General features: G+C 69.6%; 17 protein-coding genes. 8 read left to right on the forward strand and 9 right to left on the reverse strand.

Going from position 1 to position 22186, the window contains the following annotated elements:
• Positions 1–154 precede the first annotated feature (154 nt).
• The 3 genes from HT136_RS12460 to HT136_RS12470 all read left to right on the forward strand — a co-directional run bounded on the left by HT136_RS12460 (position 155) and on the right by HT136_RS12470 (position 3920).
• Positions 155–781: a gluconate 2-dehydrogenase subunit 3 family protein gene (locus HT136_RS12460; RefSeq protein ID WP_214200104.1), complete on the forward strand. Its 627-nt coding sequence runs from the start codon at positions 155–157 to the stop codon at positions 779–781.
• On the forward strand, positions 781–2478 hold the full coding sequence (locus HT136_RS12465) for a GMC oxidoreductase (protein ID WP_214200105.1): 1698 nt from the start codon (positions 781–783) through the stop codon (positions 2476–2478). Before HT136_RS12460 ends, HT136_RS12465 begins: the two co-directional genes overlap by 1 nt.
• A gap of 89 nt (positions 2479–2567) precedes the next feature.
• Positions 2568–3920 carry an MFS transporter gene (locus tag HT136_RS12470; protein ID WP_214200292.1) on the forward strand — a complete coding sequence of 451 codons (1353 nt, stop codon included), beginning with the start codon at positions 2568–2570 and terminating at the stop codon, positions 3918–3920.
• A gap of 100 nt (positions 3921–4020) precedes the next feature.
• Here HT136_RS12470 and HT136_RS12475 read toward each other — a convergent pair whose 3' ends face one another.
• The 6 genes from HT136_RS12475 to HT136_RS12500 all read right to left on the reverse strand — a co-directional run bounded on the left by HT136_RS12475 (position 4021) and on the right by HT136_RS12500 (position 9096).
• A complete protein-coding gene (locus HT136_RS12475) occupies positions 4021–4425 on the reverse strand; it encodes a C-glycoside deglycosidase beta subunit domain-containing protein (RefSeq protein WP_214200106.1) in 405 nt (134 codons plus the stop codon).
• Entirely contained in the window at positions 4425–5429 is a 1005-nt protein-coding gene (locus HT136_RS12480) for a sugar phosphate isomerase/epimerase family protein (RefSeq protein ID WP_214200107.1), read from the reverse strand. Before HT136_RS12480 ends, HT136_RS12475 begins: the two co-directional genes overlap by 1 nt.
• A gap of 67 nt (positions 5430–5496) precedes the next feature.
• Complete coding sequence (locus tag HT136_RS12485; RefSeq protein WP_214200108.1) at positions 5497–6843, reverse strand: family 1 glycosylhydrolase; 1347 nt, start codon at positions 6841–6843, stop codon at positions 5497–5499.
• 207 nt (positions 6844–7050) lie between these two features.
• The gene (locus tag HT136_RS12490) at positions 7051–7710 is read right to left on the reverse strand and encodes an SdpI family protein (RefSeq protein ID WP_214200109.1); all 660 of its coding nucleotides are present in this window, start codon (positions 7708–7710) and stop codon (positions 7051–7053) included.
• Positions 7707–8012, reverse strand: a complete 306-nt coding sequence (locus HT136_RS12495) for a metalloregulator ArsR/SmtB family transcription factor (RefSeq protein ID WP_214200110.1) — start codon at positions 8010–8012, stop codon at positions 7707–7709. Before HT136_RS12495 ends, HT136_RS12490 begins: the two co-directional genes overlap by 4 nt.
• 139 nt (positions 8013–8151) lie before the next feature.
• Entirely contained in the window at positions 8152–9096 is a 945-nt protein-coding gene (locus tag HT136_RS12500; RefSeq protein WP_214200111.1) for a LysR family transcriptional regulator, read from the reverse strand.
• 129 nt (positions 9097–9225) lie between these two features.
• Here HT136_RS12500 and HT136_RS12505 point away from each other — a divergent pair, with 129 nt between their 5' ends.
• Both HT136_RS12505 and HT136_RS12510 read left to right on the forward strand, forming a co-directional pair.
• Positions 9226–11784: a TonB-dependent receptor gene (locus HT136_RS12505; RefSeq protein ID WP_214200112.1), complete on the forward strand. Its 2559-nt coding sequence runs from the start codon at positions 9226–9228 to the stop codon at positions 11782–11784.
• Between the two features lie 93 nt (positions 11785–11877).
• Positions 11878–13302, forward strand: coding sequence for a sulfatase family protein (locus HT136_RS12510; protein WP_214200113.1), 1425 nt, complete (start codon positions 11878–11880; stop codon positions 13300–13302).
• Here the strand turns inward: HT136_RS12510 and HT136_RS12515 are convergent.
• Complete coding sequence (locus tag HT136_RS12515) at positions 13299–14351, reverse strand: LysR family transcriptional regulator (RefSeq protein ID WP_246543660.1); 1053 nt, start codon at positions 14349–14351, stop codon at positions 13299–13301. The two genes, HT136_RS12510 and HT136_RS12515, sit on opposite strands and share 4 nt — an antisense overlap.
• A 101-nt stretch (positions 14352–14452) precedes the next feature.
• On the opposite strand from HT136_RS12515, the gene HT136_RS12520 reads away from it, so the two are divergent.
• The 3 genes from HT136_RS12520 to HT136_RS12530 are packed head-to-tail and all read left to right on the forward strand — an operon-like array spanning position 14453 to position 18533.
• Positions 14453–16396, forward strand: a complete 1944-nt coding sequence (locus HT136_RS12520) for a potassium transporter Kup (RefSeq protein WP_214200115.1) — start codon at positions 14453–14455, stop codon at positions 16394–16396.
• The gene (locus HT136_RS12525) at positions 16396–17835 is read left to right on the forward strand and encodes a sensor histidine kinase (RefSeq protein ID WP_214200116.1); all 1440 of its coding nucleotides are present in this window, start codon (positions 16396–16398) and stop codon (positions 17833–17835) included. Before HT136_RS12520 ends, HT136_RS12525 begins: the two co-directional genes overlap by 1 nt.
• A complete protein-coding gene (locus tag HT136_RS12530; RefSeq protein ID WP_214200117.1) occupies positions 17832–18533 on the forward strand; it encodes a response regulator in 702 nt (233 codons plus the stop codon). Before HT136_RS12525 ends, HT136_RS12530 begins: the two co-directional genes overlap by 4 nt.
• 13 nt (positions 18534–18546) lie before the next feature.
• Here the strand turns inward: HT136_RS12530 and HT136_RS12535 are convergent, their stop codons facing one another.
• Positions 18547–19689 (reverse strand): acyltransferase family protein, encoded by a 1143-nt coding sequence (locus tag HT136_RS12535; protein ID WP_214200118.1) that lies wholly within the window; start codon positions 19687–19689, stop codon positions 18547–18549.
• Positions 19689–22076, reverse strand: coding sequence for an alpha-N-acetylglucosaminidase (locus HT136_RS12540; RefSeq protein ID WP_214200119.1), 2388 nt, complete (start codon positions 22074–22076; stop codon positions 19689–19691). Before HT136_RS12540 ends, HT136_RS12535 begins: the two co-directional genes overlap by 1 nt.
• Between the last annotated feature and the right edge of the window lie 110 nt (positions 22077–22186).

Consider the following 22186-nt stretch of genomic DNA (forward strand, 5'->3'; position numbering starts at 1 on the left):
GGGAATGCGCGCTCAAGCACCCCGAACAGGGCGCGGCGCAAGGGGCACCCTTCATCGCGAACCACATCATCCGCGTCACCGACAAGGCCTTCGACGACTTTGCCGGGAGCGGCTCGGACCGCGCGCTGAACGCCCGCCTCATGGGGATCGGGGCATGAGCGGCCCCGCACTGACCCGGCGCGATTTCGCCGGCGGCGCGGCGCTGCTTGCGCTCGCGCTCGGCCTTCCGGCGGCGGGCGTCGCGCTCACCGACCTCGATGCCGCCGACCTTTCCGGCGAGCGCCAGCGTCGCCTGATGGACGTGGTGTGCGAGCGCGTCATTCCCAGGACCGATACGCCCGGCGGCGCAGCCACGCACACCGGCGACTTCGTGCTGCTGGCGTTGGCGCACGGGCTGGCCGGTACGCGAACGCCGCTGGCGAGCGCCGCGGTTACGCCCGCGCTCGCGCCGCACCTTCGTGCCGACGGTTCGCTGCGCCACGCCGACTGGCTCGAACAGGCGCTCGACCGCGCGGCAGGAGGCGATTTCCTGCGCCGCGCGGCCGACGAGCAGACGCGCATCCTCACCCGGATCGACGCCGCCGCTTTCGCCAAGGGCGCGCCCTTCTCGCCCTGGACGGCGATCAAGGGGCTGATCCTCACCGGATACTACACCAGCGAGGCGGGCGGTTCGGTGGAGCTACGCTACGAACTCGATCCCGGCCACTGGAACGGCAACGTGCCGATCGCGCCGGGCGATCGGGCCTTTTCCAGCGACTGGACCGCAGTGGACTTCGGATAATGACAGATCAAAGCAACATGTTCGACGCGATCGTCGTGGGATCGGGCATCACCGGCGGCCTCGCCGCCAAGCAATTGACCGAGGCCGGTCTCACCGTGCTGATGATCGAGCGGGGCCGCAAGATCGAGCACCAGGTCGATTACGAGACCGAGCTCAAGGCCCCCTGGGAAATGCCGTTCCGGGGGCAGGGCGATGCGGCCGAGTACCGGCGCGACTACCCGGTGCAGATGCTCAACCGGCATTTCAACGAGTTCACCCAGAACCATTTCGTCAACGATGCCGAGCAGCCCTACCAGAAGGCGCCGGGCAGCGAGTTCGACTGGTTCCGCTCGTACCAGCTGGGCGGGCGATCGCTGACCTGGGGGCGCCAGTGCTACCGCTGGTCGGACTACGACTTCGGCGCGAACAAGCGCGACGGGTTCGGCACCGACTGGCCGATCCGCTACGCCGACCTTGCCCCGTGGTACGACCTGGCTGAGGAGATCGTCGGCGTTTCGGGAGCGAAGGAGGGGCTGCCCCAGCTTCCCGACGGGCGGTTCCTGCCGCCGATGGAACTCAACGCCGTCGAGCAGGCGATGCGCGAGCGCATCCTGGCGAGCTATCCCGGGCGCGTGGTCACCATCGGGCGCACCGCGAACCTGACCGAGGCGCGCGACGAGCAGGGCCGCGCGCATTGCCAGTATCGCAACATCTGCGCGCGCGGCTGTTCGTACGGCGCCTATTTCTCGACCCAGTCGACCACCTTGCCCGCCGCGATGAAGACCGGGCGCCTCAAGGTCGTCACCGACGCGCAGGTCTCGCGGCTCGAATACGATCCGCAGAGCAAGCGCGTCACCGCGGTCCACTGGATCGACACCAGGACCGGCGAACATGCGCGGGCCGCCTCGCGCGTGGTCTTCCTCAACGCGGGCGCGTTCAACTCGGTCCACGTGCTGCTCAATTCGGCGAGCGAGGCGATGCCGAACGGGCTCGCCAATTCGAGCGGCGTGCTCGGCACCCACATCATGGACCATGCCAACACCCTGGCGGGCCTCGCCGTGGTTCCCGGCTTCGAGGATCGCACCACCTCGGGCAACCGCCCGACCGGGATCGTCGTGCCGCGCTTCCGCAACCTCGACACGCTCGACGGGGAGGGCTTCACGCGCGGCTATTCGTTCCAGGGCGGGGCCTTGCAGGGCACCTGGACGCGCGGCAAGCGCATGGCGGGCATCGGCGCGGCGTTCAAGGACGAGCTGCACCGGATCGGGCCCTGGACGATGGTGCTGACGGTCTTTGCCGACTGCATGCCGCGCGCCACCAACCGCCTGACCCTTTCGAACCAGACCGATCCGCGCGGGGTTCGCCAGCTGGCCGTCGAATTCGCCTTCGGCAAGGAAGAGCACGCCGCGCTCGCCGATGCCAAACGCGAGGCGGCGGCGATGCTCACCGCAGGTGGCGGGCACGTGGTCATGGGCTTCGACCAGCCCGGCCATGGCGGCACTTCGATCCACGAGATGGGCGGGGCGCGCATGGGCCACGATCCGGCGACCTCGGTGCTCGACAAGTGGAGCCGCGCCCACGACGTGCCCAACCTCTTCGTCACCGATGGCGCGCAGATGAGTTCGTCGGCCTGCCAGAACCCCTCGCTCACCTACATGGCCCTGACGGCGCGCGCCTGCGACCATGCCGTCTCGTTGCTCAAGGAGCACAAGCTCTGACACAAGCTGCGTCCCCGGCGCTTCCGGGGGATTCCATCACACCGGCCCCGCTGACCGAGCGGGCCAAGCTGCTCGCCTACCTGACCCTGATCATCGCGCTCGTGCTCGAGATCGTCGACGTCACCATCGTCAACACCGCGCTGCCGGTGATCCGGCGCGATTTCGGGGCGGCGGCGGTCCAGGCGCAGTGGGTGGCGGCGGGCTATTCGCTGGCCTTCGCGCTGTTCCTGATGCTGGGCGGACGGCTGGGCGACCGGTTCGGCTACAAGCGCCTGTTCCTTGGCGGCGTGGCGGGCTTCACGCTGGCTTCGCTCCTTTGCGGGCTATCCGGCACTCCCGCGCAGCTCATCGCCGCGCGCGTGGTGCAGGGCGCGACAGGCGCGATGATGGCGCCCCAGGTCATGGCGCTGGTGCAGGTCCTGTTCGCGCCGCTCGAGCGCGTGGCGAAACTGGCCTGGGTGGGCGTGATCGGCGGGCTCTCCGCAATCTGCGGCCCGATCCTGGGCGGCCTGCTGATCCACGCCGACGTGGCGGGGCTGGGCTGGCGCAGCGTGTTCCTGATCAACGCCCCGGTGGGTCTCTTCGCGATCGTGGTCGGCTGGCGACTGCTGCCCGACGCGCGCTCGCAGCACGTGCGCGGCCTCGACCTCGTGGCGACGGTGCTGTTCTCGGCGGCCGTCGCGGCCTTGCTGGTGCCGCTGGTGCGCGGTGCGGACCTGGGCTGGCAGGCCTGGCATTTCGCGCTGCTCGCGGCCTCGCCGCTGCTCTTCGTGGCGGTCTGGCGGCGCACCCGCGCGCGCGCCGCGGCGGGTGCGGCCACGCTGTTCGCACCCGAACTCTTCGCGCAAGGCCAGTTCACGCTGGGCCTTGCCATCGCGCTGCTGTTCGGGGCGGCGACCGGAGGTTTCCTTTTCGTCTTCGCCTTCGGCGCGCAGAGCCTGCTGGGCTATTCCGCGCTGGAGACGGGCCTGCTGCACATCCCCTTCAGCGCGGGCGTGATGCTGGGCATCGCGTTTCTCGGGCGCAAGCTGGTGGTCGCGCGCGGCAAGGGTGTGCTCGTGCTGGGCATCGCCGTCCTGGCGCTGTTCGCGGCGGGCACGCTGGGGTGGATCGCAAGCGGCACGGGCTGGCTGCTGGCGCTGCCCGTGCTGGCCCTTGCCGGGACAGGGATGGGTACCACCAACGGTCCGCTCACTCCGATCATTCTCGCACGGGTGGACACGGCCCATGCCGGCGCGGCCAGCGGGCTGGTCAAGACCGTGCAGGAACTGGGCATGGCGCTGGGTATCGCGCTGGTGGGCACGGCCTTCTTCGCCGGCGCGCCGCGTGGAGAGGTCGGCAATGTCTGGGCCGCGACCGGCGTGATCGAGGGCCTGCTCGCGCTCTGCCTGGTGTGCGCGGCGTGGATGCCGGCAAGCCTTTTTCCCGAACGGGCGGCCTAGTCCGCCGCCGTTTCGCAGAGCCGGCGCGCGCAAATCCCGGCGGCGATCGAGCTTGCGGCAAACCGGCGGAAGGCGCGAGCTTTCCGCCGGTGGTTCCGTGTCAGTCGAGGCGCACCGTCTTCTCGTCGCTGTTGATCGAGGGGAAGGGCAGGTAGGAGACGCGAAGCTGCTCGCGCAGCGAGAGCGCGTGTTCGCCCTTGGGGAAGCCGCCCGGATAGTCGACGAGGATCGTCGCGGGCGCGCCGAAGGGCCAGCGCCGATCGTAGGCGGTCTCCATCTCGTCAAGCGTCAGGGGGGGCAGTTCCCCTGCGCCGCAGGTCTCGTCGAAGCGCACCGCCTCGCGCGCAAGGGCCTCGCCGTCGATGGCGATGTCGAGCTTTTCGATCATCGAGAGGCCGAGGCCGCGATAGTAGCCGAGCTTGGCCTCGAAGGCGAAGCCGGTGGGGGCGTCGGCCGGGCCGGTGTTGCGCAGCGAGGCGGCATCGATCAGGTACTTGTCGAACATCAAACGGTCTCCAGCCCGGCTTCGGCCTTGGCGATCAGGGTCTTGAACATCTCGTGCTGGCGGCGGACCTGCTCGCGGCTGTCGACCTCCATCACGTCCTGGATCCAGCGGTTGCCCTCGTATTCGCTCGAGAGCGTGCCTTCCCAGCCGCACTTGACGAGCTCGGGGATGACCTCGTCGTAGGCGATGGTGGGGTCCTCACAGTCCTGGGTCATGCCATAGAACTTGGCCTGGATGTGGCGGAAATAGGGCGCGAAGTCCTTGAGCCGCTTCGGATTGGCGTAAGGCGCGTGGCGCAGTGTCTCGGCCATTGCGATCTCGGCCTTGTTGCCGCCCATCTTCACCGCGACTTCGTAGATCGTGTATTCGCACATGATCTTCTGCTCGTGCTGGTCGACGATGAACTGCGCCACTTCAGGGCGCGCGCCCTGGCGTTCGAAGCGAGCGCGGAATTCGGGTGGGTAGTGCTTCATGAAGATGCCCATGTCGGGCAGCACGCCCAGGTGCCTGGTGCCCAGACGATCGGCCACCTCGATGGTGCGCAGGATCCAGGCGTGCTCGAGATGCCAGGGGGCGTGGACCTCGACGCCCATGTGGACGTCCATCTTCTCGGCGAAGGGCACGCATTTTTCGAGGATGTCGGGGCGCACGAAGATGAGCACGCGCATGTTTTGGATGCCCAGCCGATTGCACAACGCGAGGTCGCGCTGGATGCTGGCGACCTGCTCCTCGTCGCTCATCAGCTCGCCCTTGCGCAGCTTGGTGTCGAGGAACATGTCGTAGCAGGTGAAGTGCGCGCCGTGGCGGGCGAGCATGTCCTGCCATTCGCCCACTTGCGCATCGGTGATGTTGGGGAAGGTGGGCATGTTCTGCTCGGGCAGGATCTCCACGCCGGGGGCGCCGATCGAGGCGCCGAAGGCCACGCAATCCTCGACCGACATCTGGCCGAGGAACATTTCCTCCTGGAAACTGTAAAGGCTTACGCCGCGACGTATCTTGGACATGTGATCTCCCTTGCGGACAGGCGTGCCAATTCGTGGGCCCGCCCGGATTGAAACGTGAAGTGCGAAACTAGAGCGCGTTGCGCCGCGCGATCGCGCCCAGCACCCGCGCGCTGGGCTTGGGGGTGCGTTCGAAGGTGGTCCGGTCGAGCGAATGGAGGCCGAACTTGGGTCCGTAGCCGAAGACCCATTCGTAGTTGTCGATCAGCGACCAGTGGATGTAGCCGAGCACGGGCACGCCATCTTCCATCGCCAGCTTGAGGCCCGCGAGCGCGGCGGGGATCAACCTCGCGCGCTTGGTGTCGTCCGCGCTGTTGAGACCGTGCTCGGTCACCAGCACGGGCACGCCCGCGACGGCGTGGGCGTGGCGCACCGCGCCCGCCAGCGAGAGCGGATAGATTTCCGATCCGGCATCGTTGGTCTCGGCGCCCTGCGGGGCGGGCAGGCGGCCCTTGTCGGTCCACACCGCGCGCTCGTAGTTCTGCACGCCCACGAAGTCGTCCTCGCGCGCGGCTTCGAGCCAGGGGCGGTAGAGCTTGGCGCGCATGGCGTCGCGCAGGCTGCCGGACCCGGCGGCCTGGTCGTCGATCACGGCCAGCGTCGCGCCCACCGGCAAGTCGGCGCGCACGGCCTTGATCGCGGCCTTGCCCGCCTTGTGCCCGGCGATCAGATGGGCCTGCACCACCTCGGGATCGGCGACGTAGAGCGGATTGCCGGGCAGGAAGCGGGCGACGCCGTGTTCGCGCGCGGCGGCCTCCTGCATCGCCTTATCGGCGCCCAGCAGGCGCGGCCCGATGTCGCCGGGAAGCACGATGTCGAGACGGCCCGAGAGGTTCGCCTCGTTCAGCGTGGTCGCCCGGCCGATCGCCTCGGCGAGGTGGCGCGCGGCCTTGTCGCAATAGCGTGCGAAGAGCGCGGGCGCGTCGGGGTTGGACCAGCCGCCTTTCGCGGCGAACCAGGCGGGCGTGGCGAAGTGGTTGAACGAGACGATGGGCTCGAGCCCGCGCGCGCGGCAGCCCTCGATCATCGCCTTGTAATGGTCGAGCATGGCGGCCGAGAACAGCCCTTCGGCCGGCTCGATCCGGGCCCATTCAAGGCTGAAGCGATAGGCGTTGAGGCCCATGTCGCGCACCAGGTCGAGGTCGCGGGGCCAGAGCGCGAAGCTGTTGGCCGCATCGCCCGAAGGCTCGGCATAGACGGTGGGGCTGGCGTGCTCCATTGCCCAGATATCGGCGTTGACGTTGTTGCCCTCGACCTGGTGGCCTGCGGTCGCCGCGCCCCAGACGAAGCCCTCGGGAAACGCCTTGGAGGCGGGCGCGTGGTTTGCCGCGAGCGCCTTGGCGCCGCCAGCCGAGGCCACCATCCCCGCCGCCGCTGCCTTCGTGGCGCCTGCCAGCAGGGTACGCCTGTCAACCATCGTGCAATCTCCCGAACGTCTCTTTTATAGAATTAGCATTCTAATATTGGTTCGGGGGGATTGGCAAGCCTAAAGGTACCCGGTGCGACGCCGGGAGGCGACGGACCGGTCGCGCGCTTCGCGTTTTGCGTAAGATGGCGATGGGCGGGATCACCGGGCCGGGCGGCTGGAGAGCGTCCCCGGCCCATGCGTCCCGCCGCCTCGGGTTCAGCCTTGCGCCTTGCGACGGTGCCAGAACCACCAGGAATAGACCGCCGGTACCAGCGCGGCGAGCAGCGTGGCGGAGATGACCAGCCGCGCGTGGAGCGCGGCCGGGATCGGCAGGAGCGCGCCCGCGATCACGACGAGGCCGGCCACGATGAAGGTGCGCGCGCCCAGCCGGTGGGTCGCGATCCAGTTCTCGCTGTCGGTCAGGGTCCAGGGGGTACGGATGCCGACGAAGAAGCCCGGGCGCGACTTGGGCAGCACGTTGCCCAGCGCCACCAGCAGCGCGCCGACACCGACCGAAATCAGCGAGACGGGCAAGTCGATCCCGAAGACGGGACCGGCGACTTTGGCGAAGGTCAGTGCGAGCAACAGGAGCAGCGCAACCCAGGCCACCCGCAGCACCGGCGCGGACTGCGCCATGCGCTCCTGCAGCGGCTCGATCCGAGGCAGCGCCGCGAAGAGCGTGCCCAGCAGCGCCACCAGCGCGGGCGCGACGAAAAGCGCACGGTGCGCGGGCATGGTGCCGTTGGGGGTGCCATCGGCCGCCCAGTGGGTGACCAGCCGGGCGCCTTCGGGCAGGCGCGCGAGAGCCAGCGCACCGATGAGCGCCATGAGCGCGGCCAGCACGAGACTTGCGATCCACAGACCTTTCACTTTCATCTGGCTTCTCCGCGATGGACGTTGCCCGGATCGGCGGCATCGCGTCCCACGCGCACCCGGTTCATGAACCCCATCACGGCTTCCTCGAGCACGGAGAGGTTGAGCGTGTAGACGATCGTCCCGCCGCGATTCTCGCCCAGGATTAGGCCCGCCGCCTTCAACTTGGCGAAGTGGCCCGACATGGTCGGCTTGGAAACCGGAAAATGGTCGGCGAGCTCGCCCGCGGTCATGCCGCCGCGCTTGAGGTGTTCGAGCACCTCGCGGCGAATCGGGTGGGAAAGGGCGTCGAAGACCGTGTTCATCGTTATTTAGCTAATACGCTAAATAGCTAATGGCAAGAGGCTTCCGGCGCAGCTTGGCTGGACGCGCTAATCGAGAGCGTTGAGCACGCGCGCGGCGCCCGAGGGGCCAGAGGGGCCGGAGGGGGCGGGGAAGGCGGTGTCAGTCGGGTCCGGCGGAGCTCTTCATCGCCGGGTAGTCGGGATTGTCGAGCACGCAGGCGAGGATGAAGTCCTCGATCTGTTGCACCAGCTCTCCGTGCAATCCGGCGCGGCGTTGCCAGACCAGCTTGTAGTCTTCCAGCGCAAAGAGCGCGCAGAGCCGGGAGCGCACCTCGGGCGCGATCATCGCCTCGCTGAGGCAGGCAACGCCCATGCCGTGCTCGACGAGGCTGACCATGACGTCGAAGTGGTCCGAATGGCCCACGATGTTGTGCGGGGTGATGCCGAGTTCGGCAAGCCCGGCGATGTGCCCATGCGCCTGGACCGCGCTGGTGCCGGGCAGGATGAAGGGCATCTCGCTGATGGCTGCGGCGGAAAGCGGTCCGCCCCCAGGCGCGGCGCGCTCATGCGTCCCGTAGACCGCGCAGCGCACCCGCGCCAGCTCGCGCGCGCCGGGCGGCAAGGCGATGCGCGCGCCGCAGTGATAGAGCGAAAAATCGACGTCGGCCTGCTCGGGGACATTGTCCCGCGGATTGCCGGGAATGCGGGTGAGAAACTCGATATCGAGCCCGGGGTGACGGCCGAGCAGGTGGTCGAGCCGGGGGCGCACGTAGTGCTCGAAGAGGGCAAGTCCGATCAGGACGCGAAGGCGCGTGGGATGCGCGCGCGCTTCGGGGTCGACCCGGTGCGCGCCCAGCTGGTCGAGCGCGGCGTGGAAGGCGGCGAGGTCGGCCTTGAACGCGGCGCCTTTCGAGGTCAGCGCCAGCGGGCGGCCCTTGCGGCGCACCAGCAGGTCAAAACCCAGCTGCTCTTCGAGAAGCGCGATCTGGCTGCTGACCGAGGCGTGCGAGATGCCCAGTCTCCGGGCGCATTCGCGCACGTTGAGAACCTGTGCCAGCAGGCCGAACAGTTCGAGTTGCCGCAAGGTGAACGGTAGCGGCGTCATTAAGGTCTCTCCCAAAACCCATAAACGTCACGTTGCCACCGGGGTAACGCGTAGAGCCGTTGCGGGCAAGACCGGCGCGCTTCAGGCTGGGCGGCAAAGAACGACAATAGCAAAAATGGGAGAGTACCAATGAACAGGAGCATTGCGGCTGCGCCTGGTGGACCGACGCGCCCGGGCCGGTGGCTGGGCACCACCGCGCTGGGGGTCGCGCTGGCGACCATCGCGCCTGCGGCATTCGCACAGGACGGCGGGGCGCAGGACGATCTGGACGAGAGCGACATCCAGACGATCATCGTCACCGCGCAGTTTCGCGAGCAGAACCTGCAGGACACGCCGATCGCGATCACCGCGATGACCTCGCAGATGCTCGAGGAGCGCAGCCAGCAGAACCTTGCCGACATCGCCAACCAGGCGCCGAGCGTCTCGCTGCGCCAGCAGTCGGCCTCGTTCGGACCCTCGATCAGCGCCTCGATCCGGGGCATGGGGCAGATCGACTTCAACCCGCTGCTCGAGCCGGGCGTCGGGCTCTACATCGACGACGTCTACTTCCCCCGCCTGACCGGCGCGAACTTCGAGCTGGTCGACGTCGAGCGGGTGGAAGTGCTGCGTGGGCCACAGGGCACGCTGACCGGGCGCAATTCGGAAGGCGGGGCGATCCGCTACATCTCGAAGAAGCCCGATGGCACCTGGGGCGGCTATGGCGAGGCGACATACGGCAGCCGCGACCGCGTGAATCTGCGCGGCGCGCTGCAGTTCCCCATCGCGGGCGACCTTTCGGGCCGGGTCTCGGGCGCCTACGGGCGCCAGGACGGCTACGTCACCGGCTACGACTACGGCTGCCTCCATCCCGAAAGCGGGATACCGGCGCAGACCTCGCGGACGAGCTGCAAGAGCGCCGACTACGGCAACACCAACTATTACGCGGGCCGGGTGGCGCTGCGGCTCGATCGGCCGGGCGCCGACATCGAGCTGGTGGCGGACTACACGCACGATTCCACCTTCAACGCGGGCGAGGTCCTGCTTTACGCCGACAACGCCAACCCCAACGTGGCGAGCGTGAACGGCATCCCCTTCGACAGCCGCTTCATCTGCGGGCGCTATTGCAACTATTCGGCGTTCCAGTCGGCGGGCGGGAATTTCGTCGCCGGGGTCATCCCGGGGCTCGAGGGCTATCCGCTGGAAACCTCCACCCACCCCAACCGGGCCTTCTTCGAGGGCTGGGGCGTCTCGCTCCACGGCCGGTTCGAGCTGGCCGACTGGGCGAACCTGACCACGATCACCGCCTATCGCGGCTTCGATTCCGACTTCTCGAACGACACCGACCTCTCGCCCGCGCGCCTCGATGCGCCCGTGGTCGATCTCAGGAGCCGGTTCTTCAGCCACGAGATGCGCCTCAACGCCGAGCTGGGAGAAATGGTCGAGGCGACGCTGGGCAGCTACTTCGCGCACGAAAATACCGACCAGTCGACCCGGACCGACATCCGCTACGTCGCGGCCGCGGGTTCGCCGATCTACCCCTTGCAGTTCCTTGGCGGCGGCCCGGTCAAGGTGCAGTCCTTCGCGCTGTTCAGCACCGTTTTCGTGCGCCCGACCAGCGACCTGACCCTCACGCTGGGCGGGCGCTACACCGACGAGGCGAAGTCGACCACGTACGAGCGGCTGAACTACGACGGGGTCACCCCCAATGCCTTCGTCGATCCGATCGGCGCGGTCTACGGCATCGGCTACCAGGGGCCCGACACCCTCGATGCCAACGCTAACGGCAACACCACCGAGACCGTGGTGGCGCTCAACGGGCTTCGCGGCGGGTACAAGGGCACGCGCTTCGATTACCGCGCCAGCCTGGACTACCGGCTTTCGGACGAAGTGCTGGTCTACGCGACGACCTCGACCGGCTTCAAGGGCGGCGGCATCAGCCCGCGCCCGTTCAACGCCGAGCAAGTCCAGCCTTTCGGTCCGGAAGAGCTGACCGCCTACGAGCTGGGCATCAAGACCGACTTGTTCCACCGCCGCCTGCGGCTCAATGTCTCGGGCTATCTCAACAAGTTCACCGGCGCGCAGCTCGGCCTGCTTTCCTGCCCCCAGTTCGGCGGGCCGGGGCCTTGCGCAATGGTGCAGAACGCGGGCGATGCGACGATCCTGGGGCTCGAGGCCGAGCTCAGCGCCGAGCCGATCGACGGGCTCGATATCAATGCCTCGGGCTCGTACCTCGACTGGTCCTGGGACTGCGTCAACATCCAGGTCGTGCGCGCGCTGGCGGCGGGCGAGGCGAACGCCTGCAGCCGCGATCGTGCGATCGTCGACCGGCTGGTCGCCCCGCCGCGCGGGGTGACCCGCTGGCAATGGTCGCTAGGTGCGCAGTATCGCGTCGAGATCGCGGGCTTCGGCAGCCTCACCCCGCGCCTCGACGTTTCGTACCAGGGCAGGATGGCCGGGGGCGCGCTGGTGCCGGCCGAGGGCTCACCCTCCGCGCTCTACGGCCAGATCCCGAGCTACACGCTCACCAACGCGCGCCTCACCTACCGCACGCCGGATACCAACTGGCAGCTCTCGCTGGCGGTGACCAACCTGTTCGACAGGTACTACTTCAGCCAGAAATTCGACCTCACCGGCGCGGGCGCGGGCCTCATTTCGGGAACGCCCGCACGCCCGCGCGAATGGGCGCTGACCGTCAAGCGCAACTTCTAGCGGCCATGAGGGCGGGGCGGGGAGGGGCCTGGTCTCCTCTCCGGCCTGGGACCCTCCCGCCGCGCTTATCCACCCCGACCCCAGGAGCCCCCGATGAATTCCACTCCCTTGCGCGGCATGACCAGCCGGCGCACCCTCGTAGCCGGTCTCCTTGCGGGCGCGGCGCTGGTCCACGCCGGACGCGGGCTCGGCGCCGCCGCACCGCGCGCCGGGCGCCGCCCCAACATCCTCTTCATCATGGCCGACGACATGGGCTTCGCCGACCTCTCCTGCTACGGACGGCGCGAGTACCGGACCCCGGTGCTCGACCGCCTCGCGCGCGAGGGGGTGCGGTTTACGCAGGCCTACGCCAATTCGGCGGTCTGCACCGCCTCGCGCGTGGCACTCATCACCGGGCGCTACCAGTACCGCCTGCCGATCGGGCTGGAAGAGCCGCTGGGCCTGCGCGACGTGGGCCTGCCGCCGCAGCAGCCCACGCTCCCCTCGCTGCTGCGCGCGCAGGGCTACCACACCAGCCTTGTCGGCAAGTGGCACATGGGCTCGCTGCCCAAGTACGGCCCGCTCAAGAGCGGCTACGACGAATTCTGGGGCATCCGCCAGGGCGGGGTCGACTATTTCACCCACAAGATCGCCGGCCACCCCGACTTGTGGGATGGCGAAACGCCGATCGAGCAGGCGGGCTATCTCACGCAGCTTCTGGCCGAGCGCACGATCGCGGCGCTCGAGGCGCGCAGCCAGGCGAAGGAGCCCTGGCTGATCAGCCTCCACCTCACAGCCCCGCACTGGCCCTGGGAAGGGCCCGAGGACGAGGCGGAATCGGCCCGGCTCGACGCCAAGGCGGGCTTTGCGATCGCGCATTACGACGGCGGCAGCATGGATACTTATGCCGCGATGGTCACCGAGATGGACAGGCAGATCGGCCGGGTGCTTGCCCGTCTTGCCCAGCTCGGGCTCGACAAGGACACCATCGTCGTCTTCACCAGCGACAATGGCGGCGAGCGCTTTTCCGACACCTGGCCCTTTACCGGCAAGAAGACGGAGCTACTCGAGGGGGGGCTGCGCGTGCCCGCGATCGTGCGCTGGCCGGGGGTGGCGCGGCCGGGCACGACGAGCGATGCGCAGATCATGTCGATGGACTGGTTGCCCACTTTCCTGGCTGCCGCGGGCGGGGCGCCCGACCCCGCCAGCCCCACCGACGGGGTCGACTTGCGCGGCGCGATCGCGGGCGCCGCACTGCCCGAGCGCGCCCTGTTCTGGCGCTTTCGCAACCACGACCAGATGGCCGCGCGCAAGGGGCGCTGGAAATACCTCTCGATCGCGGGCAACACCTTCCTGTTCGACGTCGTCGCCGACCCGCTCGAGCGCGCCAACCTCAAGGAGCGCCATCCCGAAATCTACGAGGACTTGCGCCGCGACTGGGCGAAATGGAACGCGCGCATGCTCCCCAATGACCCCGAGGCCGCGTCCTACGGCTTTACCGGAGAGATGCTGGCCGACCATTTCGGCAACGACAGCTAGGCCGGGAGGGTAGCTGGCTGGTGGGCGAGGGGAAGAGCGGGATAGCGGTCGTCCTCGAGGATCGCGCGCACCAGGAAGTCTTCCAGCGCGTCGGCGGCCGGGCCGTGGAGGCTGGGATTGCGGTAAAGCACCAGCTTCCACGGCGTGAGCGGGTAGAGCGCGACCAGCGCGCCGCGCGCCGAGGGCGGCAGGACCGATTCGAGCAGGCAGGCCGCGCCGATGCCGCGTTCGGCGATCGCGACGAGGACGTCGCTGTAGTCGGTCCGGCAGACCACTTCGTGCGCCACCAGGTCCTGCTCGGCAAGGCTGGTCAGCAGCAGCCGTTCCTGCGCCGAACCTTGCTGGGGCAGGATGAAGGGCAGGCGGCTGGCCGCCTCGCGGGTGAGCGGCAGGGGCGCTCCTTTTGCGAGTGCGGGCAGGCCATAGATCGCGGCGCGCACCAGGCCGATGGCGCGGCAATGGGGCGGCGCGGGCCAGTCCTCGCGCAAGTGGAAGAGCGCCAGATCGCTGGCCTCGCGCGCCTGTGCGCTATGCAGTTCCTCGACCGGGTGGGTACAGGCGATCGTGCATTCGGTATCGGGATGGGCCGCGAGAAAGGGGCCGAGCTTGGGCTTCACGTAGCTGTCGAACAGGCCGAGCCCGATGCGCACCCGGAAGGTGCGCTTTTCGGTGCGCGCGCGCTCGGCGATGCGGTGGCTTGCAAGCTTGCGCCCGGCGCGGTCCAGTGCGGCGAGGTCGCCGCGAAAGGCCTCGCCGGGCGCGGTCAGGCTCGGCCGCCGCCCGGCGCGGCGCACGAAGAGCGCGGTGCCAAGGCGCGCCTCCAGGTCGCTGATCTGGCGGCTGACGCAGGCCTGGCTGATCCCGAGCCGCTCGGCGCAGGCGCGCATGGTCTGCGCCTCGCACAAGGCCGCGAAGACTTCGAGTTGCCGCAAGGTGAAGGGGCTTTGCGCCACCTGTCCTCCTGTCCCATGCCGGGCGATCGCGCTCTTGGCATCGCGCGGCGCCTTCTTTCCGGCTGCGAGGATGTCGGCGTCAAGGCGGCAAGGCAATCTCAAAGTGCGCCAAGCGCACCCGGATTTCATGGATTTTTCATGGCCCTCCCCGCGATTGCCCCGCGCTTTTTCACGGGGCGTGAGCGCAGGGAGGCGGCATGGAGACCACCTTTCCTTGCGCCTCGGGCGCAGAGCCTGGCACCGCGCAGCCCTCCCACCGCTCGCGCCTTGCCATCCTGACGCTGGGCGCCATCGGCGTCGTCTACGGCGACATCGGCACCAGCCCGCTTTACGCCTTTCGCGAGGCCTTGGCGCAGATGGACCCCGCGTTCGTCGGACGCGGCGAGATCCTGGGCGTGCTCAGCCTCGCGCTTTGGGCGCTGATCCTGGTCGTGACGCTCAAGTACGTCCTCTTCCTCAGCCGGGCCGACAACCACGGCGAGGGCGGCGTGCTCTCGCTCATGGCGCTTGCCAACCATGGCGGGGCCAGGCCGCTCGCCGCGATCCTCGTGCTGGGCGCGGCGGGGGCGGCGCTGTTCTACGGCGATGCGATCATCACCCCGGCGCTCTCGGTGCTCTCGGCGGTCGAGGGCCTTGGCAGCGTGGGGCCGGTCGCCCCGCTGATCACGCCGGGCGTCGTGCTGGGCCTGACGCTTGCCATCCTCGTCGCGCTTTTCGCCTTCCAGTCGCACGGCACTGCGCGCGTGGCGGGCCTGTTCGGGCCGGTTTGCGTGGTCTGGTTCGTGGTGCTGGCCGGGATGGGTGTGCTCCACATCCTCGATGAGCCCGCGATCCTGGGCGCCTTCAACCCGCTGTGGGGCGTGCGCTTCCTGCTTGCGCACGGCACCGTCGGGCTGTTCGTGCTGGGCGCGGTGTTCCTGACGGTGACCGGGGCCGAGGCGCTGGTGGCGGACATGGGCCACTTCGGGCGCGGCGCGATCCAGGTCGGCTGGCTGGCGCTGGTCTGGCCCGCGCTCAGCCTCAATTACCTCGGCCAAGGCGCGATGGCCTTGAAGGCACTGGCCGCCGCGCACGCCTCGGGCCGGGCCTTCGCCAACGCCGACTGGTTCTTCACGATGCCCCCCGAGGCCTGGCGCGCGCCGCTGGTGGTGCTCGCGACGCTGGCCACGATCATCGCCAGCCAGGCGGTCATCACCGGCGCCTATTCGATCACCAGCCAGGCGATCGCGCTCGGCCTGCTGCCGCGCATGCGCATCTTCCAGACCTCGCACGCGGAGCGCGGGCAGATCTACATGCCCGCGATCAACTGGATGCTGCTGGTGGGCGTGATCGTGCTCGTCCTAGCCTTCCGCTCGAGTTCGGCGCTGGCCGCGGCCTATGGCATCGCGGTGACCGGCACGATGGTGATCACCTCGCTCCTCGCCGCCTTCGTGCTGCGCCGATCGTGGGGCTGGGGCTGGCGCGCGAGCGTGCTGGTGATCGCGCCGCTGCTGGCGATCGATCTCGTCTTCTTCGGCGCGAACGTGCTGCGCGTGGCCGAGGGCGGCTGGGTGCCGCTGCTGGTGGCGGGCTTCGTTGGCCTGCTCATCGCCTGCTGGATGAAGGGCCAGCGCGCCGCCGCGCGCGCCGCCGCGCACCGCGCCGTGCCGCTCGACGGCCTTGCCGCCTCCTGGGCGCTGCGCGCGCCGCCCATCGTCGAGGGCACGGCGGTGTTCCTCAGCAAGGACAACCGCGATGCCCCCTCCGCGCTCCTCCACAGCCTCAAACATGGCCGCGTGCTTCACGCGCGCAATCTGGTACTGAGCGTGGTCATTGCCGAAGTACCCACCATTGCCGAGACCGACCGCTTCACCGTGACCCGCATCGACGAGCACCTCTCCCGCGCGACCATGGCCTACGGCTACATGGACCGCATCGACCTGCCCAGCGACCTGGGGCGCAACTGGGAGGAGATGCAGCGCGGCGGGGGCACCAGCTTCTACCTCGGGCGCAACAGCCTGCGCCGCGCGCGCCGCTCGCGCCTGCCGGGCTGGATGATGCCGATCTACGCCTTCCTCCACCGCAACGCGGCCGACCCTTTCGCCTTCATGGCAATCCCGGCCAACCGGGTGGTCGAGATGGGCGCGCAGGTCGAGCTGTGATGCGCAGCGCGCTTGAACATCCCTGGCGCGACGGGCTGGCCACGCTGGCGATGCTGGGCGCGATCATCGCGCTGGGCGCCTTCGAGGTGGCCGGGCTCAGCCTGACCGGAACCGCGCTGCTGCTCACGCTCCCGGTGCTCTTCGCGGCATCGCGCGGAGATGCGCTCTACGGTGCGATCGTCGCGATCCTCGCGTCGGCGGTGTTCAACTTCTTCCTGCTGCCCCCGCGCTTCACCTTCCACATCGACGGGGCGATCTACCTCGTGACCTTCCTCGTCTTCGTGGTGGTCGCGCTGGTGACCGGGGTCACCACCTCGGGCCTGCGCCTGCGCGAGCGCGAGGCCGCCGCGCAGGCGGCGCAGAGCGATCTCGAAAGCGCCTTTCTCGCCGAGATGGCCCTCGCCGCGAGCCGCGAGGATCTCGACGCGCGCGCGCTCGCCTTCCTCGCGGGCCATTTCGGCCCGCCGCGCCTCTTTCGCGCCGAGGACTTGCAGGCGGGCACCACCGGGCTCGCCCCGCTCGATGCCTCGGCGGCGGTCTGGGCACTCGAGCACGAGGCGGTGACCGGGCACGCCAGCGCGATCATGCCCGCCGCCGATTTCCGCTTCTTCGCCTTCGGGCGCGCCGCGCGCGACGTTCTCGCGCTGCCGGTTGCGGGGCCGCAGGACATCGCCGAGGGCGCCTTCCTCGCCCGGCTGGCACGCGCCTGGGGCCAGGCGCGCGACCATCTCGACATGCTGGCCCAGCGCCAGCGCGGCGAGGAGGCCGAAGCGCGCGAGCGCACGCGCCGGGCGCTGCTCTCCGCGCTCGGCCACGATTTCCGCACCCCGCTGACCGTGCTCAAGGAAGGGCTCGCGCGGATGGAGGGCGCGCAGGCGGCCGAGCTGGGCGAGGAGGTTGAGCGCCTGCGCCGCCTCGGCGAAGACCTGCTGGCCTCGGCCCGGCTCGATGCGGGTCTTGCGCTGGCTTGCGAGCCGGTCGACCTTGTCGATATCTTCGGCGAACTCGAGCGCCAGTTCCCGCCGGCGCGGCGCAAGGTGGCGCTGGCGATGGAGCTGGCGGCGGACTTGCCGCTGGTGCGCGCCGAGCCGGTCATGTTGCTGCATCTGCTGGGCAATGTCCTCGACAACGGCCTGCGCCACGCCGCGGCGCGGCTCACCGTTTCGGCGCGCGCGACCGGGGGCGGCGTGGCGGTGCGCGTGGCCGACGATGGTCCGGGCATTCCCGGGGCACTGGCCGCAAGCGTGTTCGAGCCCTTCGTCTCGGGCGGGCACGATGCGCGCGCGGCGCGTGGCGGCTCGGGTCTCGGGCTTGCCATCGCGCGCGATCTGGCCGAAGCGATGGGCGCCCGGCTTTCGCTCGAGAGTTCGGGCGCGGGCGAGGGGGCGGTGTTCCTGCTCCGTTTGCCCGCGATGGCGATGAGGGGCGATGGCGCATGAGCCGGAAAGTGCTGGTGGTCGACGACGAAGCGGCGATCCGGCGGCTGCTGGTCGCGGTTCTCGCGCGCGGGGGTTTCGAGGCGATCGAGGCGGCAAATGGCCGTGAGGCGCTCGCCGCGCTGGCGGGCGGGGGCGCGGAGGCGATCGGCGCGGCGATCCTCGACTTGCGCCTGCCCGACCTGGACGGGATGGAGTTGATCCCGCGCGTCACCGCGGCGGGCGTCGCGGTGCTGGTGCTCTCCGCGCAGCTCGACGCGCAGGAGAAGGTCGCCGCGCTCGACCTCGGCGCCGAGGACTACGTGACCAAGCCTTTCGACGGCGACGAGCTGCTTGCCCGCTTGCGCGTGCTGCTGCGCCGCTACGGGCGCAGCGCGGGTGCGCGCCTTCACTTCGCCGACATCGCGATCGACCGCGAAGCGCACCGCGTCGAAGTGGCGGGCGTGCAGGTCGCGCTTACCCCGCGCGAATTCGCCCTGCTCGAACGGCTGGTCGAGGGGGGCGGGCGGATCCTCACCCACCGTGCGCTCCTCGAAAGCGTGTGGGGCCCCGCGCACGGCGAGGACCTTGATTACCTGCGCGTGGCGATCCGGGCCCTGCGCCGCAAGATCGAGGACGATCCCGCGCGGCCCCGGCGCATCCTCAACGAGCCGGGAATCGGTTATCGCCTGGCGTCGGACGCCGCCAACGAAGCGACGTGAGGGGCGGCCTGCCTCACACCTTGAGGATGAGCCCCCGGCGGTCGAGCAGCCAGCCCAGCGCCCAGCACACAAGCGTATAGGCGAGCGCGCAAAGCAGCGCACCCACGGCTCCGGGCCAGAGCGCCTGGAAACCGGCGATCCCGATCCAGTCGTAGAGCCCGCCGTAGCCAGGCACGCGCACGAGGTTGAGCGCGACGACGAAGATTTCGGAAAACAGGTAGATGGCGAGCGGGTTGCGCCCCAGGACGAGGAAGAAGCGCTTGCCCCACTCCACCTTGCGGCATTCGTAGAGCCAGATCAGCGCGGCGAGCAGGACGAGGTCGCAGCCGGTGGTGAGCAGCACGAAGGAGCCGGTCCACAGCTTCTTGGCGATCGGGAACCAGGGCGCCCAGGCGAGCCCTGCGACCACGAGCGCCACGCCCGTCGCCACCATCGGCGCGAGTGCGCGGCGCACATTGGCCTTGTGGCGCAGCACCGCAAGGCTGGCGAGATAGCCCGCGAGCACGTTGACGGTGGCGGGCAGCGTGCCGAGCAAGCCCTCCGGGTCGAAACCATGGTCCTTGCGGTAGAGGTGGGCAGGGGGCAGCAGTGCGTTGTCGAGCAGGGTGCCCGCGTTGCCGGTCTTGGAGAAGGCCTCGCCCGGCAGGCCGAAGTGGACGAGGAGGAACCAGTAGCCCACGAGCAGCGCGGCGCAGGCGACCACCAGCGCGCGCGGCCGCAGCCCCCGCACCAGCAGCCCGGCGGCGAGATAGCACAGCGCCAGGCGTTGCAGGACGCCCGGGATGCGGGTCTCGGAGAAGGGGATCCACGATGCGCCGTGCTCGCCCATGCGGAAGAAGGGGAACCAGTACATCAGCACGCCGAGCGCGAAGATGATCGCCGAACGGCGCAGCAGCCGCAGGAGATAGGGCGCGGTGGGGATCGGCCTGGCGAGCGCGAAGGCCATCGCGTTGCCCATCACGAAGAGGAAGGTGGGAAAGACGAGGTCGGCGGCGGTGAAGCCGATCCAGCGCGCATGGACGAGGATCGGGAAGGCCTCCGCGCCTGGCCCCGAGGTGTTGACCAGGATCATCAGGAAGATGGTGAGGCCGCGGAACACGTCGAGCGCGGCAAAGCGCGTGCGGTTCGGGGAGGGGGCCGGGGAAAGGGAGGCCATCAGGGCTGCGTCTCGGCGAGGATCGTGCGCACCAGCGCAAGCGGGTCGGCGGGGCGGGTGCGCGGCCAGGTCCGCCCGTCGGCGACCCAGTCCGTCTCCCAGGTGCGGATCGCGGCAAGCGCGGCGGGCTCGTCGAAGGCGGTGTGCGCGGCGGCCGCCGCGCGCTCGGCGTCGAGGAACTGTTGCCAGCGGGGCAGGTAGTAGCCTGCGTAGAGCCCCTGCCAGGCGCGTGAGGCGTAGTCGGAGAGGTGCCCCTTCCCGCCCCAGATGGTGACCAGGGCCTTGGCGTCCTGCGCGTAGCGATCCTTCTCCTGCGGCGTGTCGCCATAGGCGCGCGCATCCGCGATCCAGCTGCCCAGCGTCTCCTGCTGGTTGCCGGCGAGGCGATCAACCAGCCTGGCAAGGCGCACCAGGCGCGCGCGGCTGGCATCGCCCCGGGCAAGGTCCCCGCTTTGGTAGGCGGCCAGCGTGGCCTTGAGCAGGTCGTCGAGGCGCAGGCTGGCGTAGTGGCGGGTGAGGTCGACGAGGTCGTAGGTGGCGAGTTCGGGCGCCTTGGCGGGCAGGGCCGCGACCATCTGCTCGATTCCCTTGCGCAGCCGCCCCGCATCGCCCGGCTCGGCAGGATACTGCGCGCCCTCGCCGGTCGGGCGCTTGAAGAAGAGATAGGCCCCGGCGCGCTCGTTCCACCAGCGCGGGGTCCAGTAGCGGGTGGTGTAGGCCCCCGCGATCACGTCGTTCCACGCGGCCAGCATCTCGGGCGAAACCGCGCCGTAGCGCGCGCGCAGATGCTCTTCGAGCCATTGTGCCACGCTGCGCTCGGGCTCGCCCCAGGCAAGGTCGTAGGCGTAGTCGTAGACGAGCGAATTGTTGTTGAGGCCTTCGGGAAAAAGGCCGAAGCCGGCAAGGTTGCCGCGTGCGGGGTCGGCTTTCAGCCGGGCGATGTCCTGCCGGTAGAAGTCGAGATCGCCGTAGACCGGGTTGCTGCCCCCGTAATTGTGGACGTAGCCGTAGATCCAGCGCTTGCCGTCGAAAGCCTCGCTCTTCTGCCAGATGCCGGGATAGCGGTCGTTGCCGATGTCGAGCACGAGCATGCGCTCGCGCGGCACCCGGCTGAGGAAGGCGGCGATCGCCTCGGGGGTCCAGAACGCCTTGTCCGAGCCGAACATCCAGCCCTGCATGACCCAGGTCGCCCCGGGCGCGGGGCGCGCGATGGCCTGGTAGAGCCGCTCGCCATAGGCCGCGAGGCGCGCGTCGCGCACGTGGGGGGGCAGGCTGGCGGCGCGCGTGGCGGCGGTGTTGGCGATGGAATCGCCGTACTGGGCCGTGCTCGCGTCGCTGCCGTCCTGCGCGATCGGCGGGACCATCTCGTTGAAGGCGTCGGCAAGGTAGTATTGCCCTTCACCGTAAGTCGCGGTGTAGAGCGCGATGAAACGCGCGGCCAGCCGCTCGAAAAGCGGATCGGACGGATCGAGCCAGTAGGTCGGGGCAAAGCCTTCCCAGGCGCGCATGCGGTAGATCTTCGCCTCGGGGTGCGCCTTGGCGAAGGTCTCGGGCACATAGCCGGCGAAGGCGGGCAGCACCGGCTTCATGCCCAGCGCGCGCATGCGTGCGAGAATGCGGATCTGGAGCTGGTGCTTCTTCTCGATCCAGCCCGGCGAAAGCGGGGCGCGGTATCCGGCCATGTTGCCCATGCGCTGCCAGGGCAGGAACGGGGCGGCCGAAAGCGAGGCGCCGATCGCGCCCTCGTCCATCCCGAATTCGCGCCAGAGTGCGCGCCAGACGAATTCCTGGCCTTCCATCGCCAACGGCGTGTCGACGCCGTGCGCGGCCATCGCGTCGATCTCGCGCTCCCAGCGGGACCAGTCCCACCAGGGGGTGGTGTAGCCGTAAGTGCAGGTGTTCAGATAGGCGCGCTGCGCGAAAGGCGTGGTGACCTCGCCGCTGTCGTAGGCGGGCAGGTCCTTCAGCGAGCCGAGGCGCCGGCCTTCCCAGCTCACCTCGAGGCGGCCGAGCCGGGCCAGCGTCGCCGTGGTCCCGCGCACCAGCGCGACGGGGCTGGTCCCGCGTACCGCGATGTGCCCCTTGGCAATGGTGACGTGGTAGCTCGGCGTACTGTCCGCTCCGGGGGCGCTGAGGCGCAGGGTGAAGCGGTCGGCCGGAATGCCGAGGCGCTGAAGGCTGGCGCGGGCCGAGGCGATCGCGCGCTCGGCGCTGGCGGGGGCCTGGTTCGCCAGCGCCGGGGTGGCGGGCGCTTCGCGAGCGTGGAGGGGAGGGGCGAAGAGCAGCGCCAGGCCGAGCGCGAGGGCGAGCCCGCCGGATCGCAGCGGAACGTTGGCCTGCCCCTTCGGGATCGGGCTTGGTGACGCGTTGGGGCGCAAAGTCGGCATCAGTCCTCGGCACGGGTGAGGGGGCGGGGTGCGGATCGGGCGCCCGATCGCTTCGAGACACCACTACCCCAGGCACTTGCGGGAATAAAACGGAGGCGTTTTCCGACCGG

This window comes from Novosphingobium profundi (assembly GCF_018491765.1).
GTDB classification, from domain to species: Bacteria; Pseudomonadota; Alphaproteobacteria; order Sphingomonadales; family Sphingomonadaceae; genus Novosphingobium; species Novosphingobium profundi.